Below are 20206 nucleotides of genomic sequence, written 5' to 3' on the forward strand. Positions count from 1 at the left end.
AGGTGAGTCGTATCACCTGTGAACAAAGCACGCCATGAATATCTCGTCCGCCTTGAAGGCTTTTCGTCCAACGACCCCGCGCTCATCGAGCGAGTCTGACGTCCGCGCAATCACCTCGTCAAACCCACCTGCCTTCATCGCGCAGAACTTTCGCCCTCAAGACGAGCGCAGTTGGCGCGAAGCGGCCACGGCTTCGCTGCGAGCCGCTGACGGAGAGGGAGCAGAGTCGCTCGAGTGGCTGAGCCACCACCCCTTCCGTGAAGAATCCGGCGATGCCTGCTCGAAGGCCCCCGTGGAGTTGAACCTGTCCAACATGGGCTTGACCCGTACCGACCTTCGCAAGCTTGGTGCATGGCTGCAGTCGCGGAAACTCCAGGTTCCCATCAAGATCGATCTGTCCGGCAACAACTTCGGCGACAAATGCGCCGACGAACTCACCGCGTTGCTGACAGAGCCTTCATGCGTCACCGCACTGAATCTCTCCAATTGCGAGCTTCCCAAGAGAAGCCTCTCGAAAATCTGCGCCGCCTTGCATGAGAACACGACGCTGCAGGAACTGAAGCTGAACCTCAATCGCTTCCAGGGTTGCGGCGAGCACATTGGCGCCATGCTCCTGGCGAACAAGACATTGAAGTCGCTCGGGCTTCAAGGCGAGCTGGGGGGATACCTTGAGCGCAAGCGGATGGGATATCAGAGCATCCGCTTGATCGCCCAAGCCCTTGAAAAGAACTCGTCGTTGCAGGCGTTGGATCTCAGTAGCAACGATTGGGGATTCAAGGGCGCCGAGGCGATGGCGAAGATGCTGAAAGAAAACAAGACGTTGACCGAACTCAACCACCGCCGTACACCACTGCATCGTGGGTTCAAAACACTTTGCAAGGCACTGGAAGCCAACACGACACTCAAGCGTCTCGATCTGAGCAACAACAACCTCTACAACAAGCAGCTCGTGGCACTTGGCTCCTTGCTGAAGACGAACAAGAGCCTTCAACAACTCGACCTGTCCTACACCAGATTCGAATGCAGCAAGGAAGAAGACTGGCTGTACTACGACCAGTTCTGCGAAGGCCTGTCTTTGAACACCGGTCTGCGCGAGCTGAAAATCCGTCCCTGGACCTCCGCGATCGACAACGCACTGGTGTCCATGTTGCGCAATCCGACCAGTCACATCGAGGCGCTGGACATCTGTGGCGCACCCCTGTGGGGAAAACGTGGGCTGGCCGCTCTGACGGAGGCAGTGCAGGCCAACCAGACATTGGTCAGCTTCAAACCGGGACGCGGCAGCAGCTTCACGGAAAGTGAACTGTCCGCCATTCGGCAGGCGACCGCGAGAAATAGGGAACGGCGACAAGGCTTGCCCACGCAAGCAGGGCCAGCCTTGTACGCTCTGCTGAATATGGCGTTCCAGAAGGGCCAGGTACCATTCCTTCCCAGGGAAATGGCCCGTGAATTGGAGAAGGCATTCAGCGCCAATGGAGACGTGCCTGCGATGATCAACACCATCGAAGCCGTCACGGGCTGACGGATTGGCGTGCGGGGCTCACCCCCCCGCCAGCACCCGCTGCGCCTTCATCCCCGCCGCATCCAGCACCTTCCCCTTGCGCGCCCGCTTGCCGCCATAGACGGCGAGCGACGCGCCCTTCAGGTCTTCTTCCTTCGGCTTGCCGCCGCGGCCCAGGCCCAGCACCTTCAGCGCGGCCGCGCAGGTGGCGGTGGACACCAGCGGGTCCTTCGCGTCGACCTCCATCAGCGTCAGCCCGCGGCCGCCGTTGGCCTGCAGCTTCAACTCGTCGAGCGGGAACACCAGCAGCCGGCCACTCAGGCTCAGGCAGGCCACCTGCTTGTGCGCGGCCGCCAGCGGCACCGGCGGCAGCAGCTTGTCGCCGTCGTCCAGCGTCAGGAAGCTCTTGCCGCCGCGCTGCCGGCTGACCATGTCGGACACCTGCGCCAGCAGCCCGAAGCCGCCGGTGTTCGACAGCAGCAGCTTCGTGTCGGCGCTCGCCGCAAAGTAGTGCAGCGGCTGCGTGCCGCTTTCCAGGTCGACCAGCGTCGTGATCGGCTGGCCGTCGCCGCGCCCGCCGGGCAGCAGGCTGGCCGCGATCGAATACACCCGCCCGTTGCTGCCGAACACCAGCAAGGTGTCGACGCTGCGGCACGGGAAGGTGCCGTACAGCCCGTCGCCCGCCTTGAAGGCCAGCGCCGCCGGATCGATCTCGTGCCCCTTCAGCGCGCGCGCCCAGCCCTTCAGGCTGACGACCACCGTCACCGGCTCGTCGAGCACCTTCACTTCCACCACGGTGCGCTTCTGCGCCTGGATCAGCGTGCGACGGTCGTCGCCGTACTGCTTCGCGTCGGCCTCGATCTCCTTGATCATCGTGCGGCGCAGCGAGGCCGGGCTGCCGAGGATCTCCTGCAGCTTGTCGCGCTCGGCGCGCTGCTCCTTCAGCTCCTGCTCGATCTTGATGGCTTCCAGCCGCGCCAACTGGCGCAGGCGGATCTCGAGGATGTCCTCGGCCTGCCGGTCGCTCAGCTTGAAGCGCTCGATCAGCGCGGCCTTCGGCTCGTCCGACTGCCGGATGATGCGGATCACCTCGTCGATGTTCAGCAGCACCGTCTGCCGGCCTTCCAGCACGTGGATGCGCTCGAGCACCTTGTCGAGGCGGTGCTGCGTGCGCCGCTGCACCGTCTGCTGGCGGAAGGCGATCCACTCCTGCAGCATCAGCCGCAAGGTCTTCTGCGTCGGCCGGCCATCGGCGCCGATCATCGTCAGGTTGATCGGTGCCGAGGTCTCCAGGCTGGTGTGGGCCAGCAAGGTGTTGATCAGGTCCTGCTGCTCGATGCGGCTGGTCTTGGGCTCGATGACGATGCGCACCGCCGCATCCTTGTTCGATTCGTCGCGCACCGTGTCGAGCACGGCCAGCACCGTCGCCTTCACCTGCACCTGGTCGGCCGTCAGCGCCTTCTTGCCGGTCTTGACCTTCGGGTTGATCAGCTCCTCGATCTCTTCGAGCACCTTCTGCACGCTGGTGCCGTGCGGCAGCTCGGTGATGACCAGCTGCCACTGGCCGCGCGCCAGGTCTTCGATCTTCCAGCGCGCGCGCACCTTCAGGCTGCCGCGGCCGGTGGTGTAGGCCGCGCGGATGTCTTCGGGCGAGCTGATGATCTGGCCGCCGCCCGGGTAGTCGGGGCCCGGCACCAGCGTGAACAGCTCGTCGTCGCTCATCGCCTCGTTGCGGATCAGCGCGACGGTGGCCGCGGCGATCTCGCGCAGGTTGTGCGACGGCAGCTCGGTGGCCAGACCCACCGCAATGCCGCTGGCGCCGTTCAGCAGCACGAACGGCAGGCGCGCCGGCAGCAGGCGCGGTTCGCGCTCGACGCCGTCGTAGTTGGGGACGAAGTCGACCGTGCCTTCGTCGAGCTCGTCGAGCAGCAGGCGCGAGATCGGGGCCAGGCGCGCTTCGGTGTAGCGCATCGCGGCCGCGTTGTCGCCGTCGCGCGAGCCGAAGTTGCCCTGGCCGTCGACCAGCGGATAGCGCTGCGAGAAATCCTGCGCCATGCGCACCATCGCGTCGTACGCCGCCTGGTCGCCGTGCGGGTGGAACTTGCCGATCACGTCGCCGACGACGCGCGCGCTCTTGACCGGCCGGGCGCCGGCCGTGCCGCTGAAGGCCAGGCCCAGGCGCTGCATCGCGTACAGGATGCGCCGCTGCACCGGCTTCTGGCCGTCGCAGACGTCGGGCAGCGCGCGGCCCTTGACGACGCTGAGCGCGTATTCGAGGTACGCGCGTTCGGCGTAGTGGGCGAGCGTGATGGCGTCGTCGGGGTTGCCGGTGTCGAAGAGGTCGTTGGTCATCGTGTTTTTCAGGGAAAGGCTTCGCGGCTTCTGCAAGGGCTAGCGGGAAGCGTCGGATGCAGCGGCGCCGTGCATCTGCAGCCCGGTGCGCTCGCCCGGCATGCGCGCCTGCAGCAGCGCCCAGTAGAGCTCCAGCACCAGGTGCACGTGCGCCTGGGTTTCGGGGATGGCCGGCATCTCGCCGCCGGCCTTGCGCACCGCGGATTCACCGGCATTCCACGCCGCGAGCGCGACATCGATGCGGCCGAAGCGGCGCGTCAGGGTCGACAGCATGCGGGCGCCGGTGAGGATGTTGGTGCGCGGGTCGAGCAGCTTGTCGCGCAGCGCGGCGGGGCGTTCGTTCGCAGCGAAGCCGCCGTAGTGCTGCGCGGCGATCGGGGTCAACTGCATCAGGCCGACCGCGCCGCGCGGCGACACAGCCTTCGCGTTGAAGCCGGACTCAACAGCGATGATGGCCTTCAGCAGCTCGATGTCGACGCCGTGCGCGGCCGCCGCCTCGCGCAGCAGCGGCTGCAGCGATTTCACTTCCGGCGCGAACTCCAGCCAGGTCAGCAGGCCGCCGGCGCCATCGGTCTTGCCAGGCACGCGCAACTGCGCCGCATCGCCCATCACCAGGTGGTAGCGCGAATCGACCTGCGTCGGCGCGAGGTGCGCGGTGCCGCTGCCGTCGACGTAGCCCCACAGCTCGGCGTGTGCGAGCGTGGGCACGGCGAGGGCGACCGCAGCCAGGGTCGCCGAGGGACTCACACGTCGACCTCGACGTCGTCGCCGCGCAGTTCCATCAGCTCGCGGCGGGCTTGCGCCTCGCCCTTGCCCATCAGCTTGGTCAGCGATTCGGTCGTGGCGCCGAAATCGAGCACGCCGAACGCCACCTGCAGCAGCCGGCGTGTGTCGGGGTTCAGCGTGGTGTCCCACAGCTGCTCGGCGTTCATCTCGCCCAGGCCCTTGAAGCGGCCGATGCTCCAGCTGTTGTCGCGCGCGCCTTCCTTGCGCAGCTTGTCCAGCGTGGCGGTCAGCTCGCCTTCGTCCAGCACGTAGAGCTTGGCCGCCGGCTTCTTGCCGCGCGCCGGCGCATCGACACGGAACAACGGCGGCTTCGCGATGTAGATGTTGCCGCGCTCGATCAGCTTCGGGAAATGCCGGAAGAACAGCGTCAGCAGCAATACCTGGATGTGCGAACCGTCGACGTCGGCATCGCTCAGGATGCAGATCTTGCCGTAGCGCAGCCCCGACAGGTCCGGCTCGTCGTTCGCGCCATGCGGGTCGACGCCGATCGCCACCGCGATGTCGTGGATCTCGTTGTTGGCGAACAGCCGGTCGCGCTCGACCTCCCACGCGTTCAGCACCTTGCCGCGCAGCGGCAGCACCGCCTGCGTCTCCTTGTTGCGGCCCATCTTCGCGCTGCCGCCGGCCGAATCGCCCTCGACCAGGAACAGCTCGTTCAGCGTGAGGTCACGGCTCTCGCAATCGGTCAGCTTGCCGGGCAGCACCGCCACGCCCGAGCCCTTGCGCTTCTCGACCTTCTGGCTCGCGCGCTGGCGCGTCTGCGCCTGCTTGATCACCAGCTCGGCCAGCTTGCGGCCCAGCTCCACATGCTGGTTCAGCCACAGCTCCAGCGCCGGCTTCACGTAGGTCGACACCAGCCGCAGCGCATCGCGGCTGTTCAGCCGCTCCTTGATCTGGCCCTGGAACTGCGGGTCGAGCACCTTGGCCGACAGCACGAAGCTGGCGCGCGAGAACACATCTTCCGGCATCAGCTTCACGCCCTTGGGCAGCAGGCTGTGCAGGTCGATGAAGCCCTTCACCGCACCGAACAACCCGTCCTTCAGCCCGGCTTCGTGCGTGCCGCCGTTGACGGTGGGGATCAGGTTCACGTAGCTCTCGCGCATCGGCGAGCCGTCTTCGGTGAACGCGACGCACCAGGCCGCGCCCTCGCCTTCGGCGAAGTTCTCCGTCTCGCGCGAATCGGCGAAGCGCTCGCCCTCGAACAGCGGGATCACCGGGTCGGCGGTGAGCGCCTGCATCAGGTAGTCGCGCAGGCCGCCCTGGTAGGTCCAGGTCTGCACCTCGCCGCTCTTCTCGAACGTCAGCGTGACGATGACGCCCGGCATCAGCACCGCCTTGCTGCGCAGCAGGTGGGTCAGCTCGGCCTTCGGGAAATCGACGCTCTCGAAGTACTTCGGGTCCGGCCAGGCGCGCACCGTGGTGCCGGTCTTGCGGTCGCCCGACGCGGCCGAGTACACGCCCTTGCGAATCGTCAACGGCTCGATCACGTCGCCGCCCGAGAACGCCAGCCGCGCCACCTGGCCCTCGCGGTACACCGTGACCTCGAGCCGCTTGGCCAGCGCGTTCGTCACGCTGACGCCCACGCCGTGCAGGCCGCCCGAGAAGCTGTAGGCACCGCCGGAGCCCTTGTCGAACTTGCCGCCGGCATGCAGCCGGGTGTAGACGATCTCGACCACCGGCACCTGCTCTTCGGGGTGCAGCCCGAACGGAATGCCGCGGCCGTCGTCGTGCACGGTGACCGAGCCGTCGGTGTGCAGCACCACGTCGATGCGCTTGCCGTGGCCGGCCAGCGCCTCGTCGGCCGCGTTGTCGATGACCTCTTGAATGATGTGCAGCGGGTTGTCGGTGCGGGTGTACATGCCCGGCCGCTGTTTCACGGGCTCGAGGCCCTTCAGGACACGGATCGATGACTCGCCGTAGGAATTGCTGGGTTTGGTCGCCATGGGGCGGGATTCTAGAAGCCCACCACGTTACAACTCGCAATCGACCGTGGCGCGGTCGACACGGAGCCGTCGTGGAGGCGCGTTACCCTTGCGCGCTTTTTTCTGATTCATCCAACCCGACCCGACCCATGCGCCTTGCCTCCGCCACCCTGATCGCCCTCCTGTTCGGTACCGCTGCGCCGATCGCCCAGGCAGCCGAGCTGAACTCGCTGCAAACGCTGACGCAGTCCGAGTTCCGCCTGCTGTCGGAAGACCTGGGCGCCATCGTGTCGTTCAAGCCGCTGATCCCGTCCGAGCCGCTCGGGCTGACCGGCTTCGACATCGGCGTCGGCGTGTCGGGCACCGTGCTCGAGAACCGCGGCGTCTGGGAAAAGGCGACCGGCGGCAGCAGCGTGCCGTCGACGATCGCGGTGCCGTCGCTGCGCGCGCACAAGGGGCTGCCGTTCGACATCGACGTGGGCGTCTCGGTCTCGCGCGTGCCGTCGGCCGGCGTCACCGTCACCGGCGGCGAGTTGCGCTGGGCGCCGCTGGCCGGCAATGCGGTGCTGCCGGCGATCGCGCTGCGGGTCAGCGCGTCGTCGATGTCGGGCGTCGACCAGCTGAAGCTGCGCACGCTCGGCTTCGACGTCTCGGTGTCGAAGGGCTTCCTGTTCGCGACGCCGTACGCCGGGCTCGGCACCGTCAACGTCAAGAGCAAGCCCCAGGGCGCACCGTTGGCAGGCGATGAAGACTTCAACCTGGCGAAGGTGTTCGCCGGCGTGAACCTGAACCTCGGGCTGGGCAACCTGGCCTTCGAGGCGGACAAGACCGGCAAGGCGACCAGCTACAGCGCGAAGTTCGGGTTCAGGTTCTGACCGGAGGGCAATCCGTTACATTCGCCCGATGTCCCGGACCGTCGACGCCCCCGCTCCGCTCTCGATGAAACAGGTGCTGCTGTGCGGCGCCATGATCGTCACGCTGTCGATGGGCATCCGCCACGGCTTCGGGCTGTGGCTGCAGCCGATCACGATGGACCGCGGCTGGACGCGCGAGACCTTCGCCTTCGCGCTCGCGGTGCAGAACCTCGCCTGGGGCGTCGCCGGCCCGTTCGCCGGTGCGCTGGCCGACCGCTTCGGCGCCTTCCGGGTGCTGATCGCCGGCAGCCTGTTGTATGCCGGCGGGCTGGTGCTGATGGGCCTGTCCACCTCCGGCCTCGCCTTCACCGGCAGCGCCGGGCTGCTGCTCGGCATGGCGCAATCCGGCACCACCTACGCGGTGGTCTACGGCGTGATCGGCCGCAACGTCGCCGCCGAAAAGCGCAGCTGGGCGATGGGCGTCGCCGCGGCAGCCGGCTCGTTCGGCCAGTTCCTGATGGTGCCCACCGAGAACTGGCTGATCGGCCACCTCGGCTGGCAGCAGGCGCTGTTCGTGCTGGGCTGCGTGGCGCTGGCCATCATCCCGCTGGCGGCCGGCCTCAAGGAACCGAAGTTCGTCGTCAACCCGCTGCAGCAAAGCCTCTCCGCCGCGCTGCGCGAGGCCTTCGCGTACCCGAGCTTCCTGCTGCTGATGGCCGGCTATTTCGTCTGCGGCTTCCAGGTGGTGTTCATCGGCGTGCACATGCCCAGCTACCTGAAGGACCACGGGCTGTCGCAGGATGTCGCGACCGGCGCGCTCGCACTGATCGGCCTGTTCAACGTGATCGGCACCTACACCGCCGGCACGCTCGGCCAGCGCCTGCCCAAGCGCTACATCCTGTCGACCATCTACGCGCTGCGCTCGGTCGCGATCCTCGTCTTCCTGAACGTGCCGCTGTCGCCGACCAGCGTCTACGTCTTCGCGTCGGTGATGGGCGTGCTGTGGTTGTCGACCGTGCCGCCGACCAATGCCGTCGTCGCGCAGATCTTCGGCGTGCGATACCTGTCGATGCTGGGCGGCTTCGTGTTCCTCAGCCACCAGGTCGGCTCCTTCCTCGGCGTGTGGCTCGGCGGCAAGCTGTACGACACCACCGGCAGCTACGACGTGGTGTGGTGGATCGCAGTCGGCCTGGGCGTGTTCGCCGCGCTCGTCAACCTGCCGGTGCGCGAATCGGCGATCGTGCGGACGACGCCGCAACCCGCATGAAGCAGGACGTCGTCAGGGTGGGCATCTGGGTCGCGGTCGGCATCGTGATGGTGCTCGTGTTCCTGGCCTACCTGCGCCCCGAGATGGCCTTCACGCTCGCCAACCAGCTCTGGAACTGCTTCTGACATGTACGTCGTCGTGATCACCGGCGCCTCGGACGGCATCGGCGCCGAGCTGGCCCGGCAGTGGGCCGCGCGCGGCAAGGGCAACATCGCGCTGGTGCTGGCAGCCCGCAACCTCGACAAGCTGCAGGCCGTCGCCGACGAGTGCCGCACGCACGGCGCGCAGGCGCTGGTGCAGCGCTGCGACGTGAGCGTGCAGGCCGACTGCAAGGCGCTGGTCGACGCGACGATGCACACCTACGGCCGGCTCGACACGCTCGTCAACAACGCCGGCATGTCGGCGCAGGCGCTGCTGCGCGACGTGGCCGACCTCGGCTGGTACGAAGACCTGATGCGGGTGAACCTGTGGGGCAGCGTCTGGTGCACGCATGCCGCGCTGCCGCACCTGAAGACGAGCTACGGCCGCATCGTCGCGGTGTCGAGCCTGGCCGGGCTGGTCGGCGTGCCGGGCCGAACCGCCTACGCCGCCACCAAGTTCGCGATGACCGGGTTCTTCGAATCGCTGCGGCCCGAGATCGGCCGCCAGGGCATCAGCGTGACCATCGCCTACCCGGGCGTCGTCGCGACCGGGATCCGCCACCGCGGGTATGACGCCAGCGGCCACGCCGCCGGCCGCAGCGGGCTCGATGAATCGAGTGCGATGCCGGTCGAGACCTGCGCCCGGCTGATCATCGAGGGCGCCGAGGCGCGCCGGCGCGACATCGTGATGACGGCGCAGGGCAAGCTCGGCCGCTGGCTGAAGCTGGTCGCGCCGCGCTTCATCGACCGGCTGGCGCTGAAGGCGCTGAACCAGCACGCCCGCCCGCAATGAGCGCGACGCTGACGCCCCCCGGCGCACCCGCGCCCTCGGCCTGGGTGCAGCGCTGGTCGCACCTGATCGCGCCGGGCGCCCGCGTGCTCGACGTCGCCTGCGGCAGCGGCCGCCATGTGCGCTGGTTCGCCGGCCGGGGCTGCCACGTGACCGCGCTCGACCGCGACGCGGTGGTCACCGAGCCGCTGCACCCGATCGCCGACGTGGTGCTGGCCGACATCGAGGCCGGCCCGTGGCCGCTGCCCGACCGCCATTTCGACGCCGTCGTCGTGACGAACTACCTGTGGCGGCCGCTGCTGCCGACGCTGTGCCAGGCGCTGAACGAGGGCGGCGTGCTGATCTACGAGACCTTCGCCCACGGCCAGCAGAGCGTGGGCCGGCCGGCCAACCCCGATTTTCTGCTGCGCCCGGGCGAGTTGCTCGAGGCGGCCCGCGGCCTGCGCATCGTCGCGTTCGAAGACGGCTTCCTCGGCTCGCCCGCGCGCTTCGTGCAGCGGATCGCCGCGGTGAACGCCGCCGCCGACCCCGCCGGACCGGGTGAAATCCCGCGTTATCTTCTGGACGCCGGGCACCCCCCGCAGGGTGAGTAAAATCCGCGGATTCCGAGGATCCCGCATGAAACCCATTGTTGGCAGCATCGTCGCGCTGATCACGCCGATGCACGAGGACGGCAGCGTCGACTATGACGCGCTGCGCCGCCTGATCGACTGGCACATCGACGAAGGCACCGACTGCATCGGCGTCGTCGGCACCACCGGCGAGAGCCCCACGGTCTCGGTCGAGGAGCACTGGGAGATCATCCGCGTCGCGGTCGAGCATGCGCGCGGCCGCGTGCCGATCATGGCCGGCACCGGCGCCAACTCCACCCGCGAGGCCATCGAGCACTCGCGCTATGCCCGCAAGGCCGGCGCCGACTGCACGCTGTCGGTCGTGCCGTACTACAACAAGCCGTCGCAGGAAGGCATCTACCAGCACTTCAAGGCCATCGCCGAGGCGGTCGACATCCCGATGGTGCTGTACAACGTCCCCGGCCGCACGGTCGCGGACATGCTGCCCGAGACCACGCTGCGCCTCGCGCAGGTCCCCGGCATCGTCGGCATCAAGGAAGCCACCGGCAACATCGAGCGCGCCGGCTGGCTGGTGCGCAATGCGCCCGCGGGCTTCTCGATCTATTCCGGCGACGACCCGACGGCGATCGCGCTGATGCTGCTGGGCGGCCACGGCAACGTGAGCGTCACCGCCAACGTCGCGCCGCGCGCGATGCACGAGCTGTGCAAGGCGGCGCTGGCCGGCCAGGCGCGCGAGGCGACCGCCATCCACCTGAAGCTGCTGCCGCTGCACAAGAACCTGTTCGTCGAACCGAGCCCCGCGCCCACCAAATGGGCCTTGTCGCGCCTGGGGCGCTGCGGCGCCACGCTGCGCCTGCCGATCGTCGGGCTGACGCCCGCCGGCCAGGCGACGGTGGAACAAGCGATGCGCGAATCGGGTCTGCTGTGAGCGGCCCGAGCCGCCTGCGCTGACGCGATCGCCCGTCCCTGCTCCAGTCCGCCCTCCCTTTCCTCTTTTCCACCGGCCCGGCCGGCGCCCTTGTGGCACTGTCCTCGGAGATGCACAACGTGACCCGTTTTCCCCTGAATCCTCTCGCCCAGGCCATCGCCGCCGCCCTCGCCCTGGGCCTCGCCGCCGCCGGTTGCTCGACGATCGAGACGGCCGTGACCGGCGAGAAGGTCGACTACAAGACCGCGACCGCCAAGCCGACGCCGCTGGAAGTGCCGCCCGACCTGACCCAGCTGCAGAACGACTCGCGCTACAACATGCAGAGTGGCGGCACCATCAGCGCCACCACCTTCCAGAACCCGCAGGCCGCCGCAGGCTCCACCCAGGCCGCCGGCCCGGCCACGCAGACGGTGGCGCCGAACGCGCTCGGCCAGGCCCGGCTGGAACGCCAGGGCGAGCAGCGCTGGGTCGTGACCGCGCAGACGCCCGAGCAGGTGTGGCCGCAGCTGCAGGCCTTCTGGAAGGAGCGCGGCCTGTCGATCTCGCTCGACCAGCCCGAGGCCGGCGTGATGGAAACCGAATGGGCCGAGAACCGCGCCAAGCTGCCGGACGACCTGCTGCGCCGCACGCTGGGCCGCGTCATCGACGGCCTGTACTCCACCGGTGAGCGCGACAAGTACCGCACCCGCGTCGAGCGCGGCGCGAACGGCACCGAGATCCACATCGCGCACCGCGGGCTGCGCGAGGTCTACGTCGGCCAGCAGAAGGAATCGACGACCTGGGAACCGCGCCCCAACGACCCGGAACTCGAGAGCGAAATGCTGTCGCGGCTGCTCGTGAAGCTGGGCGCGAAGGACGAGCAGGTCAAGCTGGCCTCGCAGCAGGCCGCGTCGGCGCCCGCCGCTGCCACGCCCCATGCACGCGCGCTCACCGGCCAGGCCGCCGCGACGCTGCAGGTCGACGACGCCTTCGACCGCGCCTGGCGGCGTGTCGGCCTCGCGCTGGACCGCAGCGGCTTCACGGTGGAAGACCGCGACCGCACGCAGGGCGTCTACTTCGTGCGCTATGTCGATCCGGCGATGGCCGGCAAGGAAGAGCCCGGCTTCTTCGGCCGCCTGTTCGGCACCGGCGAGAAGGGCAACTTCGCCCCGGTGAAGTACCGCGTGCGCGTGGTCGGCCAGGGCGATGCCAGCCTGATCTCGGTGCTCGACAGCAAGGGCGAGCCGGAGAACGGCGACGCCGGCAAGCGCATCGTCGGCCTGCTGGTCGACGAGCTGAAGTAAGCCCCGGGGTTCCGGCGACGAGGTACCGCACATGCTGCGCTTCTGCAGCCTCGGCAGCGGCAGCACCGGCAACGCGACGCTGGTCGAGGCCGGCAGCGGCGCGAGCGTCACGCGGCTGCTGATCGACTGCGGCTTCTCGCTGCGCGAGCTGACGCTGCGGCTGTCGCGCACCGGGCTCGCGGTCGACGACATCGACGCGGTGTTCGTGACGCACGAGCACGGCGACCACGTCGGCTGCGCGCTGACGCTCGCACGCCGGCACCGCGTTCCGCTGTGGACCAGCCAGGGCACCTGGCGCGCGATCGGCGATCCGACGGCGCAGGAATGGCTGAACGTGGCCCGCGACGGCGAGCCGATCGCGATCGGCGACCTGCAGCTGCAGCCCTACACCGTGCCGCACGATGCCAACGAGCCGCTGCAGCTGCGCGTGACCGATGGCGACGCCTGCCTGGGCGTGCTGACCGACATCGGCTCGTCGACGGCGCACGTGGTGTCGCACCTGCAGCACTGCGATGCGCTGCTGCTGGAATGCAATCACGACGTCCAGATGCTCGCGAACTCGAGCTACCCGGCCTCGCTGAAGCGGCGTGTCGGCGGGCGGCTCGGGCACCTGTCGAACGAGACCGCCGCGGAGATCCTCGCGGCCTGCCTGCATGGCGGGCTGCGCCACCTGGTGGCCGCGCACCTGAGCCGGCAGAACAACCGGCCCGAGCTGGCGGTTCAAGCGTTGCTCGGCGTGACCGGCGGCAACGCGGACGACATCATCGTGGCCGACCCGGCGCTCGGATTCGGCTGGTTGTCAGTGCGGTGAACGGGCAGCGGCAGATCCAGACGTGAAAAAGCCGCCCGAAGGCGGCTTTCTCGAATCGCCGAAGCGATTTACTTGGCAGCCGAAGCAGCGCTCGAAGCAGCGGCAGCAGCAGACGAAGCAGCGTCCGTGGCAGCCGAAGCGGCCATTGCAGCGCCCGAAGCGGCGGCATCAGCCATCGGAGCGGGAGCGGGAGCCGGCGTGGCGACCGGAGCAGCCGGAGCGGCCTCTTCCGGCTTCTTGCCGCAAGCGGCCAGAGCAACAGCAGCAACCAGGGAAGCCAACAGAAGCGACTTTTTCATACTTATCCTCAATGAAGGTTCAGACAATTACCGGTAATTGTGGGAACCCTCCGATCTCGATATCCGGCAGGATACCCGGCAGATCCCCAACGCAGTCAGACCCAGGAAAGCTCGAGCGTTTCCTAGGCCCAGCCCATGATTATACGCAGGCGCAGTGCTTACCCTATAGGCCCAGCGTTGTCGCAGGAAAGGCCTCGACGGAGCGTTGCAAAAGTGCATCAAGGTGTTCGCGCGTGCGCACCGCATCGCCCTCGTCGGTGGACCAGCTCGCGCGGTACTGCGCGCGGTTCAGCAGCTTCAGCGTGAGCAGGCCGGGTGCCAGCAGCACGGTCGGCATGTCGCGCTCGTCGTCGCTGTCGGGCGAGCGGCATTCGACGATGTGCGACCACTGCCGCCGCCAGGCCGCGAAGCGCGCATGGCGCCGCGACACCTCGTCGAAGTGCCCGCCCAGCATCGTCAGCTTGCGGTGCGCGAAGGCCCAGCGCGTCAGGTGATCGAGCACCTCCAGTTCGCCGAGCGGCCAGTCGGCGAAGTCGGGATCGCTCAGCAGCAACTCGCGGCAACCCTGCTCGGCCGCGAGCGCGAAGCCCTCGCGCAGGGCGTGCAGGAATTCGCTGCGCGACGTGATGATGCGGTGTGCGCCGCTGCTCCCTTCCACCTCTTCCATCGTGTGCTCCTTGCGTGGCTCAGGTCTCGTGCACCGGGTGCACCCAGCCGGCATGCGCCCACTGCCCGAGCAGTTCGAAGGCATCGTCGCTCAGCCGCGCGACATCGGCAAGCGCCAGGCTGCGGCCGTCCGCCAGCAGGCGCATCAGGCGCGCATCGCGGCCTGCGGCTCGGAACGAATCGCCGTTGATGAAGACATGCCGATCGTCGTACATCATCCGCGTGCGGCGGTCCAGGCGCACCGCCTGCGGCGCCTCGAGCGGCTCGCCGGCGTCGAACCACACCGCCGGTTTCGGCTCGCTCAGCAGTTCGCCGAGCGCGCAGGTCAGCGCTGCCGGGTCGCGCAGCAGCCGCTGCACCGCATCGGCGGCGAACGCCTGCAGCCGCTGCGGCACGCGGCCGGGTGCGTCGGTGGCCGTTTGCGACGGATCGCGGTACAGCGGGTCTTCGCCGTCCGGGTCGACCGCCTCGATCACGCGCTGCAGCACCTCGGTCGCGAGTTCGTCGCGGCCGGTGGCACGAAAGCCGATCGAGCAGGTCATGCACTCGCCCTCGGCCACGCCGTCATGCCCCCAGCCGGGTGGCAGGTACAGCATGTCGCCGGGCTCGAGCAGCCACTCCTGCTCGGGCACGAAGCGGCTGAGGATCTTCAGCGGCACGTCCGGCTCGAGCGATGCATCGTCGACCGGCCCGATGCGCCAGCGCCGCCGGCCTTGCACCTGCAGCAGGAACACGTCGTAGGAATCGACGTGCGGCCCGACCCCGCCACCGTCGCTCGCCCACGAGACCATCAGGTCGTCGAGCCGCGCATCCGGCACGAAGCGGAACCACGACAGCAGCTCGCGCGCGGCATCGAGGTGCAGGTCCAGCCCCTGCACCAGCAGGGTCCAGCCGCGGCGCGACACCGCCGGCAGCGAACGCCGCAGCAGCGGGCCGCGCTTCATCGACCAGCCGCGGCTGCCGCGCAGGATCAGCCTCGATTCGACGTCCTCGCGCGACGCCAGCTCGAACAGCTGCGCGCGCGGCGCGATCGGCACGATGCCGGGCACCGCCTGTCGGATCAGCAGCGGCTTCTTCTGCCAGTGGCGGCGCATGAAGGCGGCGGGCGACAGGCCGCCGAGCAGCGTGTCGGGGCGGGGGGCGTCACCGGGCGTAGAGCCGGACGCAGAGGGGTGGGAGATCGGTGCGGGCATCGCCGGATTGTGCGATGACTGTGCGATCATTCCGCCGATGCTCATCACCAATCCCTGCGTCGTCGCCCTCACGTGGCGGCTGGAAGACGCCCAAGGCCAGCTGATCGACGAACTGGATGCGCCAGTCGAGTTCTTCGTCGGTGGCGACGACCTGCTCGCGAAGGTCGAAGAAGCGCTGATCGGCCAGGAGGCCGGCTACGAAACCAAGCTGCACCTCGAGCCCGACCAGGCCTTCGGCGACTACCAACCCGACCTGGTCTTCTTCGAAGAGCGCTCGATCTTCCCGGAGCAGGTCGACGTCGGCATGCAGTTCGACGGTCCGCCCGAAGGCGCCGTCACCGAAGGCCTGCAGCCCGACGCGGTCTACACCGTGACCGAGGTCTACCCGACCCACGTGGTGCTCGACGGCAACCACCCGTTGGCCGGCATCGCGCTGCGGCTCGACCTGAAGGTGCGCGACGTGCGCGAGGCCACCGAAGATGAGATCGACGCCGGCACCGTCGGCTCGCCGGCCGTGAGCATCATGACGACGGCGCCGTCGAATTCACAGCTGCACTGAGCCCTCGGGGGCCGTGACCGGCCCCTTGCCGCTGAAGCGGTCGAGGTACAGGTAGATCACCGGCGTGATGTAGAGCGTGATCGCCTGCGAGAACACCAGCCCGCCGACCACCGCCAGCCCGAGCGGCTGGCGCAGCTCGGCACCCGCGCCCAGCCCCATCGCGATCGGCAGCGCCCCCATCAGCGCCGCCAGCGTCGTCATCATGATCGGGCGGAAGCGCAGCACGCAGGCCTCGCGGATCGCCTGCTCCGGCGCCATGCCCTGCGAGCGCTGCTGGTCGAGCGCGAAGTCGATCATCATGATCGCGTTCTTCTTGACGATGCCGATCAGCAGCAGGATGCCGATGGTCGCGATCAGCGTCAGGTCCATGTTGAAGAGCTTCAGCGTCAGCAGCGCACCGACCGCCGCCGACGGCAGCCCGGCCAGGATCGTCAGCGGGTGGATGTAGCTCTCGTACAGCACGCCCAGCAGCACGTAGATGACCAGCAGCGCGCCGACGATCAGGATCGCCTGGCTGCCCTGCGAACTCTTGAACACCGCCGCATCGCCGCCATAGCTGGTGATGATCGACTCCGGCAGCTCGATCTCCGCGCGGTAGTGCTCGATCTTGCCGGTGGCATCGCCGAGCGCGGCCCCGGGCGCGAGGTTGAACGACACCGTCACCGCCTGCAGCTGGCCGACGTGGTTGATCGAGGTCGGCCCGACGGTGCGCGCGACGGTCGTGAAGCTCGACATCGGCACCAGCGTGCCGTTGGACGAGCGCACGTAGATGTTGTTGAACGCGCTCTCGTCCTGCTTGGCGCCGGGCGCCACCTCCATGATCACCTGGTAGCTGTCGACGCTGGTGTAGATGGTCGACACCTGCCGCTCGCCGAACGCGCTGAACAGCGCCGAGCGCAGCGCGTCGATCGACACGCCGAGCACGTTGGCGCGGTCGCGGTCGATGTTCAGCGAGGCCTGCAGCCCGCGCAGCTGCGAATCGCTGGTCACGTCGCGGAACAGCGGATCGGCACGCAGCTTGGCTTGCAGCTTCTGCGCCCAGTCGCTGAGCTCGTCGGCCTTGACGCTCTGCAGGATGTATTGGTACTGCGCCTTGCTCTGGCGGCCGCCGAGCTGCAGGTTCTGGATCGGGCGCATGAAGACGGTGATGCCGGCCACGTCGCGCAGCTTGCGGCGCAGGCCTTCGACCACCTTGGTCATGTCGTCGCGCTGCGCATGCGGCTTCAGCGCCACGAACATGCGGCCGGTGTTCTGCGCGCCGCCGCCGCCGTTGAACGAGCTGACGGCCTGCACGTTCGGGTCGTCGCGGATGATGGCCGCGACGCGGTCCTGCAGCCGCACCATCTCCGGGAACGAGGTGTCTTCCGAGGCCTCGGTCTGCACGCTGAGCTGTCCGATGTCTTCCTGCGGGAAGAAGCCCTTCGAGATGCTCGCGAACAGCCAGCCGGTCGCGAGGAAGGTGACCGCCGCGACCATCACGACGGCCACGCGGTGGCGCAACGCCACGTCGAGCGTGCGCGAGTAGGCGCCGAGCAGCAGGTCGAAGCCGCGCTCGAACGAGCGCACCAGCGCGCCCGGCTGCTTCTTGTGCGCATCGTCGGTCAGGAAGCGGCTGGCCAGCATCGGCACCAGCGTCAGCGAGACGAAGGCCGACGCGATGATGGCCAGCGACACGATCACCGCGAACTCGTGGAACAAGAGGCCGATCACGCCCGGCATGAAGAAGATCGGGATGAACACGGCGATCAGCGAGGTCGAGATCGAGATGATCGTGAAGCCCACTTCGCGCGAGCCGCGCAGCGCAGCGCCGAACGGCGCCTCGCCGTGCTCGACGTGCCGCATGATGTTCTCGAGCATCACGATCGCGTCGTCGACGACCAGCCCGACCGCCAGCGTCAGCCCGAGCAGCGAGATGTTGTCGAGCGTGTAGCCGAAGCCCCACAGCAGCGCGATCGCGCCGACCAGCGAGACCGGCAGCGACAGCGTCGGGATCGCGGTCGCGACGAAGCGGCGCAGGAACAGGAAGATCACCAGCACCACCAGCACGATGGTGCCGAGCATCGTCAGCGTCACGTCGTGCAGCGATTCGCGCACCGACACCGAGCGGTCGTTGACCAGGTTCATGCGCACCGACTGCGGCAGCTGCGCCTGGAAGCCCGGCAGCGCGGCGCGCACCGCGTCGACCACCTTGACGGTGTTGGCATCGGGCTGGCGCAGGATGGCGAGCGTGATCGACGGCTCGCCGTTGTAGCTCGCGAAGGTCTTGACCGTCTCGTAGCTGTCCTCGACCGAGGCGACCTCCTTCAGCCGCACCGGGTTGCCGTTGCGGTTGCTGACGATCAGCTCACCGAACTCGGCGGCATTGCGCAGTTGGCGGTTCGCCTGCAGCGTCAGCGTCTGCTTCGGGCCTTCGAGCGTGCCGACCGGCGTGTTGGCGTTGGCCGCACCGAGCGCGGCGTTCAGCTCGTCGAGGCTGATGTTGCGCGCGGCCAGCGCATCGGGCTGCACCCGCACCCGCACCGCATAGCGCTTCTGGCCGAAGATGTTGACCTGCGCGACGCCGGCCAGCGTCGACAGCGACGGCGAGATCAGGTGCTCGGCGAAATCGTTCAGGTCCGACAGGTTCAGCGACGGCGAGGTCAGCGCGATCAGCAGCACCGGCGCATCGGCCGGGTTGACCTTGCGGTACGACGGCGGGCTGGTCATGTCCTGCGGCAGCTGGCGCTGCGCGCGCAGCAAGGCGGCCTGCACGTCGACCGCGGCGGCGTCGATGTCGCGGCCCTCGTCGAACTCCAGCGTCACGGTGGTGCTGCCCAGCGTGTTCGCCGAGCTGATCACGCTGAGGCCGGGGATGGTCTGGAACTGCTTCTCGAGCTGCAGCGCGACCGAGGTGGCCATGGTCTCGGGGCTCGCGCCCGGCAGTGCCGCCGACACATTGATCACCGGCGTGTTGTAGCTCGGCAGCGCGGCCACCGGGATGCGCGTGTACGCGATCACGCCGGCCACGACGATGGCCGCGTTCAGCAGCACCGTCATCACCGGACGGCGGATGAACAGCTCGGACAGGTTCATGGTGTCACCCCCGATGTGGCGGATGCCGATGCGGACGCGGTTGCCGATGTCCCACCCTTGCCCTTGCCGCCGGCCCCGCTGGCGGCGCGCTCGACCACCGGCGCGCCCGGGCGCAGGTTCTGCCGGCCATCGACCACGATGCGCTCGCCGGGCTGCACGCCGGTGACGACCGCGTCGGTGCCGGCCGCCTGCACCACGACGATCGGCCGGGCGACGGCCTTGCCGCCGTCGTCGACCGTGTAGACGATGTTGCCGCGCGGGCCCTGGATCAGCGAGGCCTGCGGCACGACGGTCGCGCCCTTCAGCGTCTCGACCACCAGGCGCACGCTGACGAACGCGCCGGGCCACAGCGTCTGCTGCCTGTTGTCGAACACCGCCTTCACCTTGACGGTGCCGGACGACGCGTCGATGTTGTTGTCGACGAACTGCAGCTTGCCGGTCAGCGTGCCGCGGCCTTCGGGCAGCACGGCCGTGACCACGCCACGGCCCGATTGCAGGTTGCGCAGCGCCTCGCCGAGGTTGCGCTGCGGCAGGTTGAAGCCGACCGCGATCGGGTCGATCTGCGTCAGCGTGACCAGCGTGCTGGTGGCCGGCTGCACCGAGCTGCCGGGGAACACGTTGATCGCGCCGGCGCGGCCGGCCCCGGGCGCGACGATGCGGTTGTAGCCGAGCGCCACCTTGGCGGCGGCCAGCGCGGCGCGGTCGGACGACACCACCGCCTGCGAGCCTTCGACCAGCGTCTGGCTGCTGTCGACCGCGCTCTGCGAGACGAAGTTCTGCGCCAGCAGGTCCTTGCTGCGGGTGAGCTGGCGCTGCGCGTCGGCCAGCGAGGCCAGGTCCTTCTCGAGCTGGGCCTGCGCCTTCGCGACGTTGACCTCGTCGGTGCGCGCATCGAGCGTGAACAGCAGCTCGCCGGCCTTCACGAACTGGCCTTCCTTGATGTGCACCTGGGTGATGGTGCTGGCGACCTGCGGGCGGATGTCGACGCTGTTCAGCGCGGTGACGGCGCCGGTGGCTTCGAGCGTCACGTCGTAGTCGCGCTGCTGGGCCCGCACGGTGCTGACGCTGACCGCCGCGCCCGAGGCCGCCGACGCCGGGCCCGCCGCACCGCCCTCGCCCTTGCCGCGCGATGCCAGGCCGTAGCCGACCCCTGCCACCACGACCACTGCGGCGATCACCCAACCCACCAAGCTCTTGTTCATGAACTGCCC

Annotated in this window: 18 protein-coding genes; 10 read left to right on the forward strand and 8 right to left on the reverse strand. The window is 68.6% G+C overall.

Annotation, left to right across the window (positions count from 1 at the left end):
• The first annotated feature begins 34 nt into the window (after positions 1-34).
• Complete coding sequence (locus BUE42_RS08890; RefSeq protein WP_143171391.1) at positions 35-1522, forward strand: leucine-rich repeat domain-containing protein; 1488 nt, start codon at positions 35-37, stop codon at positions 1520-1522.
• Positions 1523-1540: 18 nt separating this feature from the next.
• On the opposite strand, the gene parC is transcribed toward BUE42_RS08890, so the two are convergent.
• From parC to BUE42_RS08905, 3 genes are read right to left on the reverse strand one after another with little or no spacing between them, the layout of a single operon-like run.
• On the reverse strand, positions 1541-3853 hold the full coding sequence (gene parC / locus BUE42_RS08895) for a DNA topoisomerase IV subunit A (RefSeq protein ID WP_073464375.1): 2313 nt from the start codon (positions 3851-3853) through the stop codon (positions 1541-1543).
• 39 nt (positions 3854-3892) lie between these two features.
• Positions 3893-4561, reverse strand: coding sequence for a lytic transglycosylase domain-containing protein (locus tag BUE42_RS08900; RefSeq protein WP_235002207.1), 669 nt, complete (start codon positions 4559-4561; stop codon positions 3893-3895).
• Positions 4562-4596: 35 nt separating this feature from the next.
• A complete protein-coding gene (locus BUE42_RS08905) occupies positions 4597-6582 on the reverse strand; it encodes a DNA topoisomerase IV subunit B (protein ID WP_073464379.1) in 1986 nt (661 codons plus the stop codon).
• Between the two features lie 128 nt (positions 6583-6710).
• On the opposite strand from BUE42_RS08905, the gene BUE42_RS08910 reads away from it, so the two are divergent.
• The 8 genes from BUE42_RS08910 (at position 6711) to BUE42_RS08940 (ending at position 13206) form a co-directional block, all read left to right on the forward strand.
• Positions 6711-7436, forward strand: coding sequence for a hypothetical protein (locus BUE42_RS08910; RefSeq protein WP_073464382.1), 726 nt, complete (start codon positions 6711-6713; stop codon positions 7434-7436).
• 28 nt (positions 7437-7464) lie between these two features.
• Positions 7465-8682: an MFS transporter gene (locus BUE42_RS08915; RefSeq protein WP_073464384.1), complete on the forward strand. Its 1218-nt coding sequence runs from the start codon at positions 7465-7467 to the stop codon at positions 8680-8682.
• Positions 8679-8807 (forward strand): hypothetical protein, encoded by a 129-nt coding sequence (locus tag BUE42_RS34080; protein ID WP_255376836.1) that lies wholly within the window; start codon positions 8679-8681, stop codon positions 8805-8807. The genes BUE42_RS08915 and BUE42_RS34080 overlap by 4 nt, the downstream gene beginning before the upstream one ends.
• A gap of 1 nt (position 8808) precedes the next feature.
• Positions 8809-9615 carry an SDR family oxidoreductase gene (locus BUE42_RS08920; protein WP_073464387.1) on the forward strand — a complete coding sequence of 269 codons (807 nt, stop codon included), beginning with the start codon at positions 8809-8811 and terminating at the stop codon, positions 9613-9615.
• Positions 9612-10205 (forward strand): class I SAM-dependent methyltransferase, encoded by a 594-nt coding sequence (locus tag BUE42_RS08925; protein ID WP_073464389.1) that lies wholly within the window; start codon positions 9612-9614, stop codon positions 10203-10205. Before BUE42_RS08920 ends, BUE42_RS08925 begins: the two co-directional genes overlap by 4 nt.
• Before the next feature lie 25 nt (positions 10206-10230).
• A complete protein-coding gene (dapA, locus tag BUE42_RS08930; RefSeq protein ID WP_073464392.1) occupies positions 10231-11112 on the forward strand; it encodes a 4-hydroxy-tetrahydrodipicolinate synthase in 882 nt (293 codons plus the stop codon).
• 110 nt (positions 11113-11222) lie between these two features.
• Positions 11223-12395 carry an outer membrane protein assembly factor BamC gene (gene bamC, locus BUE42_RS08935; RefSeq protein WP_073464559.1) on the forward strand — a complete coding sequence of 391 codons (1173 nt, stop codon included), beginning with the start codon at positions 11223-11225 and terminating at the stop codon, positions 12393-12395.
• A gap of 34 nt (positions 12396-12429) precedes the next feature.
• Complete coding sequence (locus tag BUE42_RS08940) at positions 12430-13206, forward strand: MBL fold metallo-hydrolase (protein ID WP_143171404.1); 777 nt, start codon at positions 12430-12432, stop codon at positions 13204-13206.
• Positions 13207-13274: 68 nt separating this feature from the next.
• Here the strand turns inward: BUE42_RS08940 and BUE42_RS33695 are convergent, their stop codons facing one another.
• From BUE42_RS33695 to BUE42_RS08955, 3 genes are all read right to left on the reverse strand, one after another.
• The gene (locus tag BUE42_RS33695) at positions 13275-13505 is read right to left on the reverse strand and encodes a hypothetical protein (protein ID WP_073464396.1); all 231 of its coding nucleotides are present in this window, start codon (positions 13503-13505) and stop codon (positions 13275-13277) included.
• 163 nt (positions 13506-13668) lie between these two features.
• The gene (locus BUE42_RS08950; protein ID WP_073464399.1) at positions 13669-14172 is read right to left on the reverse strand and encodes a hypothetical protein; all 504 of its coding nucleotides are present in this window, start codon (positions 14170-14172) and stop codon (positions 13669-13671) included.
• Between the two features lie 19 nt (positions 14173-14191).
• Positions 14192-15364, reverse strand: coding sequence for a cupin domain-containing protein (locus BUE42_RS08955; protein ID WP_073464561.1), 1173 nt, complete (start codon positions 15362-15364; stop codon positions 14192-14194).
• A gap of 37 nt (positions 15365-15401) precedes the next feature.
• Between BUE42_RS08955 and BUE42_RS08960 the strand changes: the two genes are divergently transcribed.
• A complete protein-coding gene (locus BUE42_RS08960; RefSeq protein ID WP_073464401.1) occupies positions 15402-15923 on the forward strand; it encodes an FKBP-type peptidyl-prolyl cis-trans isomerase in 522 nt (173 codons plus the stop codon).
• On the opposite strand, the gene BUE42_RS08965 is transcribed toward BUE42_RS08960, so the two are convergent.
• Entirely contained in the window at positions 15909-18995 is a 3087-nt protein-coding gene (locus BUE42_RS08965) for an efflux RND transporter permease subunit (protein WP_073464404.1), read from the reverse strand. The genes BUE42_RS08960 and BUE42_RS08965 overlap by 15 nt on opposite strands.
• Entirely contained in the window at positions 18992-20197 is a 1206-nt protein-coding gene (locus BUE42_RS08970) for an efflux RND transporter periplasmic adaptor subunit (protein WP_083613994.1), read from the reverse strand. The genes BUE42_RS08965 and BUE42_RS08970 overlap by 4 nt, the downstream gene beginning before the upstream one ends.
• Positions 20198-20206 lie beyond the last annotated feature (9 nt).

Origin of the sequence: Rhizobacter sp. OV335, assembly GCF_900142965.1 — a bacterium.
GTDB lineage: Bacteria > Pseudomonadota > Gammaproteobacteria > Burkholderiales > Burkholderiaceae_C > Rhizobacter.

Bases quoted from the DNA above. Each gene is read 5' to 3' on its own strand.
- bamC (WP_073464559.1), top strand. From the start codon at position 11,223: ATGCACAACGTGACCCGTTTTCCCCTGAATCCTCTCGCCCAGGCCATC.
- BUE42_RS08950 (WP_073464399.1), bottom strand. From the start codon at position 14,172: ATGGAAGAGGTGGAAGGGAGCAGCGGCGCACACCGCATCATCACGTCG.
- BUE42_RS08910 (WP_073464382.1), top strand. From the start codon at position 6,711: ATGCGCCTTGCCTCCGCCACCCTGATCGCCCTCCTGTTCGGTACCGCT.
- parC (WP_073464375.1), bottom strand. From the start codon at position 3,853: ATGACCAACGACCTCTTCGACACCGGCAACCCCGACGACGCCATCACG.
- BUE42_RS08925 (WP_073464389.1), top strand. From the start codon at position 9,612: ATGAGCGCGACGCTGACGCCCCCCGGCGCACCCGCGCCCTCGGCCTGG.
- BUE42_RS08905 (WP_073464379.1), bottom strand. From the start codon at position 6,582: ATGGCGACCAAACCCAGCAATTCCTACGGCGAGTCATCGATCCGTGTC.
- BUE42_RS08920 (WP_073464387.1), top strand. From the start codon at position 8,809: ATGTACGTCGTCGTGATCACCGGCGCCTCGGACGGCATCGGCGCCGAG.
- BUE42_RS33695 (WP_073464396.1), bottom strand. From the start codon at position 13,505: ATGAAAAAGTCGCTTCTGTTGGCTTCCCTGGTTGCTGCTGTTGCTCTG.
- BUE42_RS08965 (WP_073464404.1), bottom strand. From the start codon at position 18,995: ATGAACCTGTCCGAGCTGTTCATCCGCCGTCCGGTGATGACGGTGCTG.
- BUE42_RS08915 (WP_073464384.1), top strand. From the start codon at position 7,465: ATGTCCCGGACCGTCGACGCCCCCGCTCCGCTCTCGATGAAACAGGTG.
- BUE42_RS08970 (WP_083613994.1), bottom strand. From the start codon at position 20,197: ATGAACAAGAGCTTGGTGGGTTGGGTGATCGCCGCAGTGGTCGTGGTG.
- dapA (WP_073464392.1), top strand. From the start codon at position 10,231: ATGAAACCCATTGTTGGCAGCATCGTCGCGCTGATCACGCCGATGCAC.
- BUE42_RS08960 (WP_073464401.1), top strand. From the start codon at position 15,402: ATGCTCATCACCAATCCCTGCGTCGTCGCCCTCACGTGGCGGCTGGAA.
- BUE42_RS08890 (WP_143171391.1), top strand. From the start codon at position 35: ATGAATATCTCGTCCGCCTTGAAGGCTTTTCGTCCAACGACCCCGCGC.
- BUE42_RS34080 (WP_255376836.1), top strand. From the start codon at position 8,679: ATGAAGCAGGACGTCGTCAGGGTGGGCATCTGGGTCGCGGTCGGCATC.
- BUE42_RS08955 (WP_073464561.1), bottom strand. From the start codon at position 15,364: ATGCCCGCACCGATCTCCCACCCCTCTGCGTCCGGCTCTACGCCCGGT.